This is a genomic window from Candidatus Pantoea gossypiicola (assembly GCF_008632075.1).
In the GTDB taxonomy this organism is placed as follows: Bacteria; Pseudomonadota; Gammaproteobacteria; order Enterobacterales; family Enterobacteriaceae; genus Pantoea; species Pantoea gossypiicola.
Genome location: NZ_VWVM01000002.1, coordinates 66967 through 81132 on the forward strand (window position 1 = coordinate 66967; position 14166 = coordinate 81132).

Sequence of the window (14166 nt, forward strand, 5' to 3'; positions counted from 1 at the left end):
GCCACGACGTGACGTCGCGCACAATTTTTTTACATTAACGTTAACAATGCCTGAAGCGGATGGCGCATGCCGTTGCCTTCCACACGCTTGACCTGGCTGCGGCATGAATAGCCGGTGGCCAGACAGCGCTGACGCGGCAGTTGCTGAAGCTGGGGATGCCAGGAGAGCGCATAGATCCCCAGCGAGTTTTCAAGGTTCTGACTTTCGTGACCATACGTGCCCGCCATGCCGCAGCAACCTACATTGATGTTCTCCAGCTTTGCGCCAAAACGGGCGAAAATCGCCTGCCACTGGTTAGGCGCTGAAGGCAGCGCCGTTACCTCGGTGCAGTGCGCAAACAGATACCAGGACTCCCCGCCTGTGGTCTGCATCTCACGTTCTGCCAGGGCACGCTCTAACCATTCATGCACCAGCAACACGTTGAAGTCGCCGCGTGAATCACCCAGCGTCTGACGATACTCATCGCGATAGCAGAGCACGGTAGCCGGATCGACGCCCACCATCGGCAGCTCCAGTTTTGCGACCCGATTAAGAAAATCGGCGGTACGGGCTGCCGTGCGGGCGAAACGTTGCAGGAAGCCTTTTACATGCTGCGCTTTACCGTTTGGCGAGAAAGGCAGCAGCACCGGGCGATAACCCAGCTTCTCAATCAGCCTGACAAAATCGTTAACCAACTGTGCCTCATAAAAGCTGGTAAAGGGATCCTGTACCACCAGCACACAACTGGCGCGCTCCGTGGCTGACAGTCCTTCCAGCTGTTCCAGCGTCATGTTCATGGCGGGATGGCCACTGAGCTGCTGTTTCAGGTTAGGGGACGAAAGCAGCGGCAGATCGACCATGCCGATATGCGTTTTGCTTAACTCTTTCACCCACGGCTGGCGAAGGAAGAAGTTAAACACGTTTGGTGCCTTCGCCATCAGTGGCGCATAACTTTCGACTGCCGCCACCAGGTGATCGCTGACCGGGCGCAGATAACGGGTGTGATAGAGCTGCAGAAAGCGCGAACGAAACGCGGGTACGTCAATTTTAATCGGACACTGGGTGGAACAGGCTTTACAGGCCAGACAACCCGACATCGCCTCTTTAACCTCGTGTGAAAAGTCATACTCCCCTTTGCTGGCGTGCCAGCTGTTGCGGGTGCGGGCGATCAGCCCGCGTAGTGACAGGCTGTTTTCCGGCAGCTGCTTTTCGAGTGCCAGCGGATCGACGCCCTGCCCGGCCAACAGCCGCAGCCATTCCCGCGTCAGCGTTGCCCGCCCTTTTGGCGAATGAATACGGTTGCGGGTGATCTTCATTGACGGGCACATCGGGCTGCGGGCATCAAAATTGAAACATAACCCGTTGCCGTTACATTCCATCGCTCCACGCCATTCATCCCGGACCGTTAACGGAATCTGTCGATCGTAGGTTCCGCGCTTCACCGCATCGACCTGCATCATCTCGTCATTGCTGTTAAAGGGCGTACAGATTTTGCCCGGATTCAGGCGGTTAAGCGGGTCAAAGGCCGCTTTGATGCGGCGCAGTTCGTTAAACAGCGTCTCGCCGAAGAAGGCCGGACTGTACTGGGCGCGGAACCCTTTGCCATGTTCGCCCCACAGCAGGCCACCGTAGCGCGCGGTCAGCGCCACCACTTCGTCGGAGATCTGTTTCATCATCATCTCCTGCTGCGGATCGCACATATCCAGCGCCGGACGCACGTGCAGGACGCCCGCATCGACGTGACCAAACATGCCGTAGCTCAGACCGTGGCTGTCGAGCAGCGTGCGAAACTCGACAATGTAGTCCGCCAGTTTTTCCGGCGGAACGGCGGTATCTTCGACAAACGGAATCGGCTTAGCCCGGCCTTTCGCATTTCCCAGCAGGCCCACTGCTTTTTTACGCATGTTATAGATGCGCTCAATGCCCGCCAGATCGTTACAGAACTGATAGCCAATCACGCCGCCCTGCTGCTGTAGCATCAGCGCATCAAGCCGGGCGCACAGTTTTTCGATCTGCTGATCGATGAGTGCGGCGTTGTCACCGGCGAACTCAACAATGTTCAGACCCAGCATCTCTTTATCAGGTACGTCAGCAATCAATTCGCGCACTGAGTGCCAGACGATATCTTCCCGCGCCAGGTTCAGCACTTTGGAGTCAACGGTTTCTACTGACAGCGCCTGCGCATCCACCATAAAGGGCGCATTGCGCAGCGCCGAGTCGAAAGAGTCATATTTGATGTTCACCAGTCGCCGCACTTTAGGCAGCGGGGTGATATCGAGACGCGCCTCAGTGACAAAGGCCAGCGTTCCCTCGGCACCACACAGCAGACGTGTCAGGTCAAAGGTTTGCATATCGTCGCTGAAGACATGGCGCAGGTCATACCCGGTCAGGAAGCGATTCAGCCTGGGAAACTTTTCCAGAATCAGATCCCGCTGCTCGCGGCAGCGCGTCAGCACCTGCTGGTAAATACGGCCTTCGGGTGTTGCCGTCTGCGCCAGCGTTTCAGCCAGCGCGGTGGCCATCGGCCGGGTATCAAGGATATCGCCGCCCAGCAGCACGGCGCGCAGGCCCAGTACATGGTCCGAGGTCTTGCCATAAACCAGCGAGCCCTGACCCGACGCATCGGTATTGATCATGCCGCCCAGCGTGGCGCGATTACTGGTAGACAATTCAGGTGAAAAGAAAAAGCCGAAAGGCTTCAGCCAGGCGTTCAGCTGATCTTTGATCACGCCCGCTTCGACCCGCACCCAGCCCTCATCGGTATTGATCTCCAGGATGCGGTTCATGTAGCGCGACATATCCACCACGATGCCCTGATTCAGCGACTGACCGTTGGTGCCGGTGCCGCCGCCGCGCGGGGTAAACACCAGGCTGGTAAAACGTGCTTCTCCGGCCACACGGGCCAGCAGCGCAACGTCCGCCGTCGATCGTGGAAAGAGCGCCGCGTCGGGAAGCAATTGATAGATGCTGTTATCGGTAGAGAGTGAAAGTCGATCGGCATAGCTGGTCGCCATGTCGCCGGTAAAACCCTGCTCTTTCAGCGACTCAAGGAACGTCAGCACCAGTTGAACGAGGCCCGGTGCCTGCGAAATCTGTGGGATCATGATTGTCTGACCGAAGGTGTTGTAAACGTTTGCGTTTATACGTGAGCGATTTCTCGTTTTATCATATTTTTTCTGCGGCTGCCCTTTTTTCAGAAAAGACAAAAACCTTTCTCCGGACGCTGTTTAAACCCTGGCAAATAGATCATGATAAAAACGGGCATCCGAATGCCCTGAAATGAAGGATTAAGACGAGGTTATGAGTCAATGATGAAAAGCCAGTACCGGGATATGGATTTACCGCAAATACTCTTCACCCTGATGTTCATTTTGCTGCTGATTGTCGCCTGTTTATGGGTGGTGCAGCCGTTTATTCTGGGCTTTGCCTGGGCCAGCATGGTGGTGATTGCGACCTGGCCGTTGATGCTGAAATTCCAGCGACTGTTATGGGGGCGTCGTTCGCTGGCGGTCATCGTGATGACAATGCTGCTTTTGCTGCTGTTTATCATCCCTATCGCACTACTGGTCAGCAGCCTGATCGATAACAGTGCCCCGGTTATCGCCTGGGTTACCCAGGGTCATACGATGCCGCAGTTGCTGTGGCTCAGGGATGTGCCGATGGTCGGCAAAAAGCTTTATGTCAGTTATGACACACTGGTGGCGAGCGGCGGGGCCGGCATCATGGCCAAAATTCAGCCCTACATTGGCCGTACAACCGGCTTTTTTGTCGCGCAGGCCGGTCATTTTGGCCGCTTTATGATCCATCTGGGCGTGATGTTGCTGTTTAGCGTGCTGCTTTACTGGCGCGGTGAGCAGGCTGCCCAGGGCATTCGTCATTTTGCTTTCCGCATGGCGGGACGGCGCGGTGATGCCGCCGTGCTGCTGGCAGCACAGTCCATTCGTGCCGTGGCGCTTGGCGTGGTGGTGACGGCACTGGTGCAGGGCGTGCTGGGCGGTATCGGTCTGGCGATTTCAGGCATTCCCTATGCCACGCTCTTAACGGTGCTGATGATCCTCTGCTGCCTGGTGCAGCTCGGCCCGCTGCTGGTGCTGGTCCCGGCCATTATCTATCTCTACTGGAGCGGCGATACCACCTGGGGAACCGTGCTGCTGGTCTGGAGTTGTGTAGTCGGCACGATGGATAACGTCCTGCGCCCCATGTTAATCCGGATGGGTGCCGATCTGCCGATGATCCTGATCCTCTCTGGCGTAATAGGTGGCCTGTTTGCTTTCGGCATGATTGGTCTGTTTATCGGGCCGGTAGTTCTGGCCGTTTCTTACCGTCTCGTTTCCGTCTGGGTTCATGAAGCGCCAGCACCAGACAATGACCCACTGGCCGTGGCGGATGCGCTGGCCGATCACGATGGCACCCCACCAGCCGTCTGATTCACAGCAATGACACGCTGCGTCACTCTATTCTGTGAGCATTGATTAGTGCGGTTAATGATGATTAACCGCCCCCCTTCTCAGAGACTCGTCAAATTTTGTTTTCCATTAGCGAATTTTAAGAAAAAAGCCATCTTTGGCCTTTATTTGACCTTTCTGGCCTAAAAAAGATTACTTTCTGCACTGTTTCTTTAGACAAACGGTGAGGTAAAGGTGACAAAAGATTATCGGCTTTAAACTAATAAGAGGATTCTTAAAGACGCCAGCCAGCGGTGTGAATAACATGTTTCCTATGTTCGGAATCAAGCTATTGATTTTCAGACAACCTGATTCCCCTGAGTAGAGTAAAGAATTGCTGTGTGTAGTCTTTGCCCATCCCCTGTGATGGGCTTTTTTTTTGCCTGAATCTGACCATCGATAAACAGAAAAAGGCCCGCAGTGCGGGCCTTTCATCATTTCTGTAAGCGGTGTCAGGCGGATTTGTTTAACTGTGCCAGACTCACCCACGTTTCCACTACAGTGTCCGGGTTCAGCGACAGGCTATCGATGCCCTCTTCCATCAGCCATGCGGCAAAATCCTGATGGTCGGACGGTCCCTGGCCGCAGATTCCGACATATTTGCCCTGCTGCTTCGCGGCCCTGATCGCCATGGAGAGCAACGCTTTCACGGCTTCGTTACGCTCGTCAAACAGCGCGGAGACCACGCCGGAATCGCGATCCAGCCCCAGCGTCAGCTGGGTCATGTCATTGGAGCCAATTGAGAAGCCATCAAAGTGCTGCAGGAACTGATCTGCCAGCAGCGCATTCGACGGGATCTCACACATCATAATGATCTTCAGGCCGTTCTCGCCACGCTTCAGCCCCTGACGGGCCAGCTCTTCCACCACGGCCTGCGCCTGATCCACAGTGCGCACGAACGGTACCATGATTTCGACGTTGGTCAGGCCCATCTGGTTGCGAACGCGTTTTACCGCTTCACACTCCAGCGCAAAGCAGTCGCGGAAGTTATCCGCCACATAGCGACCTGCGCCACGGAATCCCAGCATCGGGTTTTCCTCTTCAGGCTCGTAACGTTCACCGCCAACGAGGTTGGCATATTCATTAGTTTTAAAGTCGGAAAGTCGGACAATTACGCGTTTCGGTGCAAATGCTGCACCAAGCGTGGCAATTCCCTCAGTCAGGCGGGCAATGTAAAACTCCACCGGATTATCAAATCCTTTCATCATTTTACGGATCTGCTGCTGCAGTTCTGGCGTCTGCTGATCAAATTCAAGCAGTGCTTTCGGGTGGACGCCAATCATTCGGTTAATAATAAATTCCAGCCGTGCCAGGCCAACACCTTCATTCGGCAGACAGGCGAAATCGAAAGCCCGATCGGGGTTGCCCACGTTCATCATGATTTTCAGCGGCAGTTCCGGCAGCGAATCGACCTGCGAACTGGTGACGTCGAAGTCGAGCAGCTGATCATAAACGTAGCCGGTGTCGCCCTCGGCGCAGGAAACGGTGACCTGATGGCCCTCTCTCAGCCGATCGGTGGCGTCGCCACAGCCCACTACCGCCGGAATACCCAGCTCACGCGCGATGATCGCCGCATGGCAGGTTCGTCCACCACGGTTCGTGACAATGGCTGACGCCTTTTTCATGATCGGTTCCCAGTCCGGGTCGGTCATGTCCGTCACCAGTACATCGCCTTTTTCAATGCGGTTCATTTCGCTGATATCGTGGATGACCTTCACCACGCCTGCGCCGATACGATGACCGATGGCTCGCCCTTCAACGACGACGCTGCCCTGACCCTGAAGCGTATAACGTTCCATCACCTGGCCATTTGAGCGCACGGTTTCAGGACGCGCCTGAACGATAAACAGCTTGCCGGTGTGTCCATCTTTGGCCCACTCAATATCCATCGGCCGTTGATAGTGCTGTTCAATCAGCACCGCCTGCTTCGCCAGCGCCTGCACTTCCTCATCGTTCAGGCAGAATCGATCGCGTTCGGCCTCAGGCACATCTTCGATGCGCACCTGTTCGCCATGTGCCTGAGAATCGGCATACACCATGCGCACCTTTTTCGAGCCCATATTGCGACGCACGATTGAAGGACGATCGGCTGCCAGCGTTGGCTTGTGAACATAGAACTCATCCGGGTTCACAGCGCCCTGCACCACCATCTCACCCAGCCCCAGGGCGGCGGTGATAAAGACCACCTGATCAAAGCCGGACTCGGTATCAATGGTAAACATCACACCTGACGAGGCCAGATCCGAGCGCACCATACGCTGTATGCCCGCAGAGAGCGCAACGCCACGATGATCGTAGCCCTGATGAACACGGTAAGAGATAGCGCGATCATTAAACAGTGAAGCAAAGACATGCTTGACCGCCACCATGACGGCGTCGATGCCCTGCACATTCAGGAAGGTTTCCTGCTGGCCGGCAAAGGAGGCGTCGGGCATATCTTCGGCGGTGGCCGAGGATCGGACGGCAAACGACGCGTCAGCATCATCGGCAGAAAGTTGCTGATAAGCGTCCAGAATGGCGGACTCCAGTTGTGGCAGAAACGGCGTTTCCACCACCCACTGACGAATCTGTTTACCTGCTTTTGCCAGCGCATCAACATCATCAATATCTGTCTCATCCAGCAGCGCATAGATTCGCTGGTTCAGCCCGCTTTGATCGAGGAACAGGTTAAAGGCGTACGACGTGGTCGCAAAACCATTGGGCACGGAAACACCCAGCGACGACAGATTCGTTATCATTTCACCTAACGAGGCGTTTTTGCCGCCTACCCGATCAACATCATGCATGCCAAGCTGGTTATACCAGAGTACCAGTGGCTGTTCTTGAGTGGACATCGCGCTTATCCTTTATCAATTTTCAATGAATGGACACAGAGAGTGAGCTGTTTCCAGCCTGGCATATCACCCCTGCAATAACGATCTGTTGAATCGTTAAAGCAGAATTTCAGCCGCAGTTTCAGAATTGTAAGCGGATTATTTTGCCGTTGCGCAAAGTCGCGATTTTTATCTAACTGATTGATGTGGCAGGAAATGGCAGATTTTCAGCCACTTAAGCATTCTGTTTTGTTGCGCAACAGATGGAGGGCTATTTAAGGTCCGATTGCATTTTAAAAAAGAATTCCGGCGAATCGAAACGCCTTTTCAATTTTATTAGCATGATGAAACTGCAGACAAATAATCCGGACAGGCCTTCCAGAAATTAAAATCAGAGATGATTTATTGAGTCGCATCGCGCATGCTGATGGCTCACTCCTGGCTGAGGCAGAATTCATTATGACAACTGACAGAAGCGTTTTTTATATCTCCGATGGTACAGCGATTACAGCTGAAGTCCTGGGCCATGCGGTGCTGTCGCAGTTTCCGGTCAATATCACCAGCCTGACGTTGCCATTTGTGGAAAACGTCCAGCGGGCGCTGGCGGTTAAAGCCCAGATTAATGCGCTCTACCAGCAGAGCGGTGTGCGACCGCTGGTGTTCTTCTCCATTGTGACACCAGAGGTGCGCGACATTATCGTGCAGAGTGAAGGTTTTTGTCAGGATATCGTGCAGGCGCTGGTGGCTCCCCTTCAGCAGGAACTGGGCTTATCGCCTGCTCCCGTGGCACACCGTACCCACGGACTGGACGCCAGTAATCTGGGGAAATATGACGCGCGTATTGCGGCGATCGATTACGCCCTGGCACATGATGACGGTATTTCGCTGCGCGGGCTGGAGGATGCGCAGGTGATTCTGTTAGGCGTCTCACGCTGTGGCAAAACACCCACCAGCCTCTATCTGGCGATGCAGTTTGGTATTCGTGCCGCCAACTACCCGTTTATTGCCGACGATATGGATAATCTTAAACTGCCGCCCGCGCTACGCGCCCATCAGAATAAACTCTTCGGGCTGACCATCGATCCGGAACGACTGGCAGCGATACGGCAGGAACGGGCGGAAAATACCCGCTACGCCTCAATGCGTCAGTGCCGGCTGGAAGTGGGCGAAGTGGAAGCGCTGTTCCGCACCCATCAGATCCGCTATCTCAACAGTACCAACTACTCAGTCGAAGAGATCGCTACCAAAATTCTCGACATTATGGGCCTGACACGCCGCATGTACTGAAGGGAAATCAGTTCGAAGATGTAAAGCGCTGCTGCCGTGGGTTTTGATTTCATTATCAAATCACGGGTTGAATTCGCAAACTAATGGTTTATTGTGACAACCATCACTTCCCGGTATTCCACCGCTGCGAAGAACCGTTTTCGAGATACTCATGAACAAAACCGACGAACTGCGTACTGCACGCATTGGTAATCTGATTACCCCCGCCAGTCTGGCGGCTGAACATCCTGTCTCCGCGGCAATTGCCGACAACGTCACCGCTGCCCGTAAACGCATTGCCCGTATATTGACGGGTGCAGATCCCCGCCTGCTGGTGGTGATTGGCCCCTGCTCACTGCACGACCCGAAAGCGGCCCTGGAGTATGCTGCGCGTCTGAACGCGTTGCGCAGCCGCTATGAAGATCGGCTGGAGATTGTAATGCGTGCCTACTTCGAGAAGCCACGCACTGTTGTCGGCTGGAAAGGTTTAATCTCCGATCCGGACCTGGATGGCAGCTACGATGTGAACCGGGGCATCGGCATCGCACGCAAGCTGCTGATTGATATCAACGCGCTGGGCCTGCCCACCGCCACGGAATTTCTGGATATGGTGATCGGCCAGTTTATTGCCGATCTGATCAGCTGGGGCGCAATTGGCGCACGTACCACCGAAAGCCAGATCCACCGCGAAATGGCATCGGCCCTCTCCTGTCCGGTCGGCTTTAAAAATGGCACTGATGGAAACGTGCAGATCGCGGTAGATGCAATTCGTGCTGCACGCGCGAGCCACATGTTCCTGTCGCCGGATAAACTGGGCCAGATGACTATCTATCAGACCAGTGGTAACCCGCATGGACATGTGATCCTGCGAGGCGGTAAACAGCCAAACTATCATGCCAGTGATGTCGCCGCCGCCGCGGAGAGTCTGGGGGCATTTAATCTGCCGCAGCAGCTGGTGATCGATTTTAGTCACGGCAACTGTCTGAAGCAGCATCGTCGTCAGATGGATGTGGCGGCAGAGGTGGCAGAGCAGATTAAATCAGGCTCGCGGGTCGTTGCCGGTGTGATGATTGAAAGCTTTCTTGAAGAAGGCAATCAGAAAGTGGTGAGCGGCGAGCCGCTGGTTTACGGCAAGTCAATTACCGATCCCTGCCTCGGCTGGCAGGAGAGCGAACAGGTACTCGCCCTGCTGGCCGAGGCGGTTTCGCACCGCCTCTGAGTTCTTATTAGCTGGAGCAGCTCACCTCTAAGGTTTTGCCCCAGTCTGGCGGCCGCTGACGATACTCAGCGGCTGTTTCATCACTAAAGGGTTGCTGTAACGCCTGATGCAGACGAGCCAGCGCACCCTGCTCGCCCCGCTCCGCCTCTTCAATCGCCTGCTGCGCCAGATAGTTGCGCAGAATCACCGCCGGATTGGCCGCCTTCATCACAGTTTGCCGTTCCGTATCGCTGACATGCTCATCCATCAGACGACTGCGGTAGCGCTGATACCAGCTATCAAACGCCTCACGATCGATAAATTCGTCGCGCAGCGGTGAGCGGCTTTCAGCCTGCCGGGTTTCACTCAGCAGCCTGAAGGTCAGGGTGTAATCACTGTGCTCCTGCGCCATCATTGCCAGCAGATCGGTCAGAATCTGATTGTCGCTGCTCTGTTGTGTCAGCAGGCCGAGTTTTGCCCGCATCCTTTCACCCCAGACCCGCATCAGTTCAGGTTCATAGGCGCTCAGCGCCGTCCGCAATTGCTCAGTGGTCAGCAGACCCGACAGCGCATGTGCCAGACGATTAAGATTCCACATGCCAATCATCGGCTGATTTTCAAAACTGTAGCGCCCCTGATAGTCGCTGTGATTACAGATAAAGTCAGGCTGATAATCATCGAGAAAACCAAACGGGCCATAGTCGATGGTCAGGCCAAGGATCGACATGTTGTCAGTATTCATCACGCCATGCGCAAAGCCCACACTTTGCCATAGCGCAATCAGGCGCGCGGTGCGTAATACAATGTCGGTAAACCACTGTTGATAGCGGTCTGCGTCCCCTTCCAGATGCGGCCAGTGATGACGAATAGCGTAATCGGCCAGCTGCTCTACTTTCTCCTGCTGCTGGTTGTAAAAGAAATGCTCGAAATGGCCAAAGCGCAGATGGCTCGGTGAAATGCGCATCAGCATCGCACCACGCTCAGTGGTTTCGCGATAGACCGGCTCATCGCCTATCGACAGGGTCAGTGCGCGCGTAGTGGGGATGCCCAGATGGTGCAGCGCTTCCGAGGCGAGAAACTCTCGCACGCTGGAACGGATCACGGCACGACCATCGCCCATGCGGGAATAAGGCGTCAGCCCGGCACCCTTGAGATGCCAGTCAAGTTTGCTGCCATCATCCAGGCGCTGTTCACCCAGCAGGATACCGCGCCCGTCACCAAGCTGACCCGCCCAGACACCAAACTGATGGCCACTATAGACCTGCGCCAGTGGCTGCATGCCGGGCAGCAGTGCCGCACCGTGCCAGACATCGTGACCGTGACCTTCAAAGAGCGTGCTATCCAGCCCCATTGAGGTTGCAAGCGGTGCGTTGTGATACAGCAGGCGTCCGCCTGCCATCGGCGTGGGGTTCAGCGCGGTGTAACACCCGGAAAGCTCACGGAACCAGGTGTTGTCAAAAGAGGCCTTGCCTGAGGACATTGTTTCTCCCATGCGATACTCAGCGATACGTAGGTTAGTCCTTTAGTGTAACGCTGATGGCGGGGATTAACAGGTCAGGTCAGCCAGGATGCTGAGAGGATGGCATGCGCTCGTCGGCACAGAGCAGCGAACGCAGTGCATCAGATTTGACTACCGGGAAGAGTGCACCCTGAAACTCAGCACCGTTCAGCTGGCTCACTTTATCGAACAGCACTTCATCGTCAATGCCACAAATAATAAGGCGGTCACAATGAGCACGGAAATTATCAATAATGCTCTGAATAAACGGCACGAATGACGCGCGCTTTGCCAGCGAGTGAATAAACTCTTTGTCGAGACAGATGCAGTTGAATAAATTATCGTAGACCGCATTAGAGGGTGTTTTGCCCGCGCCAAAATGTGAAAGCGCTAAATTAAACTCAGCATGCAGGCTCGCCAGCAACGGATTATTTTTGCCCAGTTTGAGTTGCGGAAACGTTTCAGTAATATTCAGGAGAATGAACGGCAGCTGTTTTATTTTGCGCATGACTAATTCACTGGCAAGCAGCGTCCGGGCCATGCCTTCATCAATACGGATAAAGGCTGACACGGAATTCGCTTCAAATAATCCGCGATTCTGCTCCAGCAACCCAATCTGGCTTTGCAGCAGGCGTAATTGCTGCGACTCGTCAAGCTGGGGAAGCAGCAGATCCTGTGGCAGGGTGATGGGCGCACTTTCATGCACAAACTGCGTTACCAGCTCAACAGCGGTCAACCGTCCGTCAACATCACAGACAGGATAAAACCAGATTTCCGACTGATAGTCGGCCGAGAGATGAATTTTCATTTTAATGCCAGAATATGCGGCGATGTTGTTATCGTATAGTAATGGTCAGCCGCAGGCAATAGTGCCAAATCATTGAAGAGACGACCTTCTTTACCCTTCCATTGCCGTTTGGCAACAGCCGATCACGCTTAAGCCAAATAGTAGTGATAAAACACCGGTTATTAGTGGAATTAAATCAGCGATTATTCTGTTTATTAAAATCCTCATCCTAAACGTTCATTTAAAATAAAACTTTTACTCTTTGTTTTAACTCTATTTAAAATTGGACTTAAGTCTGATTTCGCGGACCTGCAGTTAAATACGGCGAGCCTGCCAGAACACTTTTCGCCAGTAGACATTGTCGAGTGAGGAGCGAATGACGCCCTGACTGGTGGAGGCGTGGATAAAAGCATTATCGGTATCGTAGATGCCCACATGCAGGCCATTTTCACCGCGTCCGGTTTTGAAAAAGACCAGATCGCCTGGCAGCAGTTCATCTTTGCTGATGCGGGTGCCAATATCACTTTGGGCTGAGGTGGTGCGCGGCAATTGCAGTGCAAATTTATCGCGGAAGGTCAGATAGACAAAGCCGGAGCAGTCAACGCCGTTACGACTCATGCCGCCATAACGATAAGGCGTACCGTGCCAGTGACCAAGCTGATCGTTGAGTTCCGCTATCACGGTGATTGAATCGGAAAGACGGCCATTAATCGGCGGGGCGTGATGACTGCATCCCGTCAGCAGCAGAACTAAAATCAGCAAACCCAGGCGCATCGCCAAATGTCCTTATCAGAAGTTGCAACCGGGATAATGTAGCGGTAAAGCCCGCCAGGTAGCAAGTGTCAGGGCAGTACGGTCAGCAGCGTGCGTCCTTCCAGTTCAATCTGCCGGAATGCAATCTGGTAGAGCGGTGTCAGGCGCTGCGGCGTCAGAACCTCTGAAGGTTCGCCCTGCGCGATCACCTGTCCGCTATCCATCAGCCAGACCCTGTCTGCCTGTTGCAGGCTGTGGTTAAGATCGTGACTGCTGGCGACAACACTAATACCCGACGCGCACAGCGCCGCAATCAGATCGTCCACCGCTTTTTGCTGGCCGATATCCAGCGCCGTCAACGGCTCATCAAGGATCAGCAGCCGCCCGTGAGGATTGATGTGAGGATCAATCTGAGCACAGACGGCTGCCAGCCGGACGCGCTGCCATTCTCCGCCGGAGAGCCGGGTCAGTGAACGCGTTAACTTATCCTGCAGCTGAAGCCGCTGCAGCAGCATGCTGAGACGGGCATCGGCCTGCGACCCCGCTGGTTTAAGATGGAGACGCAGATAGTGCCAGACCGGCATCTGACTCAGGGGTGCCTGCTGCTGTGGCAGCCAGCCGCGCACCCTGGACAGTGCTGCACCGTTCCAGTTACTTAGCGGCTGTTCATCCAGCAACACCCTGCCAGAAGCGGATTGCAGCCCCGCAATGACACTCAGCAAGGTGCTTTTACCGGCTCCGTTCGGGCCTGCAATGTGCAGCAGCTGACCGGCGGAAAGTTCGCCGGTCAGTGGCAGCAGCCGTCCGGGGACGGCGGCCTGTTGCAGGCGCAACAGCATCTATTTTGCCAGCGCCTGTTTAATCGTTTCCAGAATAATGGGATCTTCCGGCGTCATGTCTGGTGCAAAACGCTGGATCACACTGCCGTCACGGCCAATCAGGAACTTTTCAAAGTTCCACAGGATGTCGCCCTGCTCCTTCGGCGCGCGTCCTTTACTCTCCATACGCTCGTAAAAACCGCTGCCTTCCGGACGCACCGCGTCAGGTCGGGCTGCAATCAGCTGTGCATAGAGCGGATGACGCGCCGGGCCATTAACCTCGGTTTTGGCAAACATCGGAAACGTCACGCCATAGGTGGTACTGCAGAAGGTTTTGATCTCCTCACTACTGCCCGGCTCCTGCTCCAGAAACTGATTGCAGGGGAAACCGAGGACGCTGAAGCCCTGATCCTGCCAGGCTTTCTGCAGATTCTCCAGCTCTTCGTACTGCGGCGTCAGACCACATTTCGAGGCAACATTGACCACCAGCAGGACTTTGCCCTGCCACTGTGACAGCGTAGTTTTTTCCCCGTCGAGCGTAACCAGTTCAGTCTCATAAATGTTCATGCTTTTTCCTGTCATGGATGCGGTTTTGGATACAGAGTAGCC

The 14166-nt window shown here is 54.7% G+C and carries 10 protein-coding genes and 1 other RNA gene; 4 read left to right on the forward strand and 7 right to left on the reverse strand.

Annotated features, from left to right (window positions below; translation table 11 throughout):
• Nucleotides 1-29 precede the first annotated feature (29 nt).
• Complete coding sequence (ydiJ, locus tag F3I20_RS02675; protein ID WP_150038021.1) at nucleotides 30-3083, reverse strand: D-2-hydroxyglutarate dehydrogenase YdiJ; 3054 nt, start codon at nucleotides 3081-3083, stop codon at nucleotides 30-32.
• Between the two features lie 204 nt (nucleotides 3084-3287).
• On the opposite strand from ydiJ, the gene ydiK reads away from it, so the two are divergent.
• The gene (ydiK, locus tag F3I20_RS02680) at nucleotides 3288-4406 is read left to right on the forward strand and encodes an AI-2E family transporter YdiK (RefSeq protein WP_033732482.1); all 1119 of its coding nucleotides are present in this window, start codon (nucleotides 3288-3290) and stop codon (nucleotides 4404-4406) included.
• Between the two features lie 289 nt (nucleotides 4407-4695).
• An RNA gene (gene rprA, locus F3I20_RS02685) (antisense sRNA RprA) lies at nucleotides 4696-4806 on the forward strand.
• A 70-nt stretch (nucleotides 4807-4876) separates the two neighbouring features.
• Here rprA and ppsA read toward each other — a convergent pair.
• Nucleotides 4877-7258 (reverse strand): phosphoenolpyruvate synthase, encoded by a 2382-nt coding sequence (gene ppsA, locus F3I20_RS02690; protein WP_150012820.1) that lies wholly within the window; start codon nucleotides 7256-7258, stop codon nucleotides 4877-4879.
• Between the two features lie 438 nt (nucleotides 7259-7696).
• On the opposite strand from ppsA, the gene ppsR reads away from it, so the two are divergent.
• Together ppsR and F3I20_RS02700 are read left to right on the forward strand one after the other, a co-directional pair.
• Complete coding sequence (gene ppsR, locus F3I20_RS02695) at nucleotides 7697-8524, forward strand: posphoenolpyruvate synthetase regulatory kinase/phosphorylase PpsR (protein WP_013357691.1); 828 nt, start codon at nucleotides 7697-7699, stop codon at nucleotides 8522-8524.
• A gap of 151 nt (nucleotides 8525-8675) precedes the next feature.
• On the forward strand, nucleotides 8676-9722 hold the full coding sequence (locus tag F3I20_RS02700) for a 3-deoxy-7-phosphoheptulonate synthase (RefSeq protein ID WP_150038020.1): 1047 nt from the start codon (nucleotides 8676-8678) through the stop codon (nucleotides 9720-9722).
• A 7-nt stretch (nucleotides 9723-9729) separates the two neighbouring features.
• Here the strand turns inward: F3I20_RS02700 and F3I20_RS02705 are convergent, their stop codons facing one another.
• The 5 genes from F3I20_RS02705 to F3I20_RS02725 all read right to left on the reverse strand — a co-directional run bounded on the left by F3I20_RS02705 (nucleotide 9730) and on the right by F3I20_RS02725 (nucleotide 14124).
• Complete coding sequence (locus tag F3I20_RS02705; protein WP_150012816.1) at nucleotides 9730-11181, reverse strand: protein adenylyltransferase SelO; 1452 nt, start codon at nucleotides 11179-11181, stop codon at nucleotides 9730-9732.
• Nucleotides 11182-11260: 79 nt separating this feature from the next.
• Complete coding sequence (locus F3I20_RS02710) at nucleotides 11261-12007, reverse strand: EAL domain-containing protein (protein WP_150038019.1); 747 nt, start codon at nucleotides 12005-12007, stop codon at nucleotides 11261-11263.
• A gap of 294 nt (nucleotides 12008-12301) precedes the next feature.
• Nucleotides 12302-12760 carry a C40 family peptidase gene (locus tag F3I20_RS02715; protein WP_150012812.1) on the reverse strand — a complete coding sequence of 153 codons (459 nt, stop codon included), beginning with the start codon at nucleotides 12758-12760 and terminating at the stop codon, nucleotides 12302-12304.
• 68 nt (nucleotides 12761-12828) lie between these two features.
• The gene (gene btuD, locus F3I20_RS02720) at nucleotides 12829-13578 is read right to left on the reverse strand and encodes a vitamin B12 ABC transporter ATP-binding protein BtuD (protein WP_150038018.1); all 750 of its coding nucleotides are present in this window, start codon (nucleotides 13576-13578) and stop codon (nucleotides 12829-12831) included.
• Complete coding sequence (locus F3I20_RS02725; protein WP_150012808.1) at nucleotides 13579-14124, reverse strand: glutathione peroxidase; 546 nt, start codon at nucleotides 14122-14124, stop codon at nucleotides 13579-13581.
• Nucleotides 14125-14166 lie beyond the last annotated feature (42 nt).

Bases quoted from the DNA above. Each gene is read 5' to 3' on its own strand.
- ydiJ (WP_150038021.1), bottom strand. From the start codon at position 3,083: ATGATCCCACAGATTTCGCAGGCACCGGGCCTCGTTCAACTGGTGCTG.
- ydiK (WP_033732482.1), top strand. From the start codon at position 3,288: ATGATGAAAAGCCAGTACCGGGATATGGATTTACCGCAAATACTCTTC.
- ppsA (WP_150012820.1), bottom strand. From the start codon at position 7,258: ATGTCCACTCAAGAACAGCCACTGGTACTCTGGTATAACCAGCTTGGC.
- ppsR (WP_013357691.1), top strand. From the start codon at position 7,697: ATGACAACTGACAGAAGCGTTTTTTATATCTCCGATGGTACAGCGATT.
- F3I20_RS02700 (WP_150038020.1), top strand. From the start codon at position 8,676: ATGAACAAAACCGACGAACTGCGTACTGCACGCATTGGTAATCTGATT.
- F3I20_RS02705 (WP_150012816.1), bottom strand. From the start codon at position 11,181: ATGTCCTCAGGCAAGGCCTCTTTTGACAACACCTGGTTCCGTGAGCTT.
- F3I20_RS02710 (WP_150038019.1), bottom strand. From the start codon at position 12,007: ATGAAAATTCATCTCTCGGCCGACTATCAGTCGGAAATCTGGTTTTAT.
- F3I20_RS02715 (WP_150012812.1), bottom strand. From the start codon at position 12,760: ATGCGCCTGGGTTTGCTGATTTTAGTTCTGCTGCTGACGGGATGCAGT.
- btuD (WP_150038018.1), bottom strand. From the start codon at position 13,578: ATGCTGTTGCGCCTGCAACAGGCCGCCGTCCCCGGACGGCTGCTGCCA.
- F3I20_RS02725 (WP_150012808.1), bottom strand. From the start codon at position 14,124: ATGAACATTTATGAGACTGAACTGGTTACGCTCGACGGGGAAAAAACT.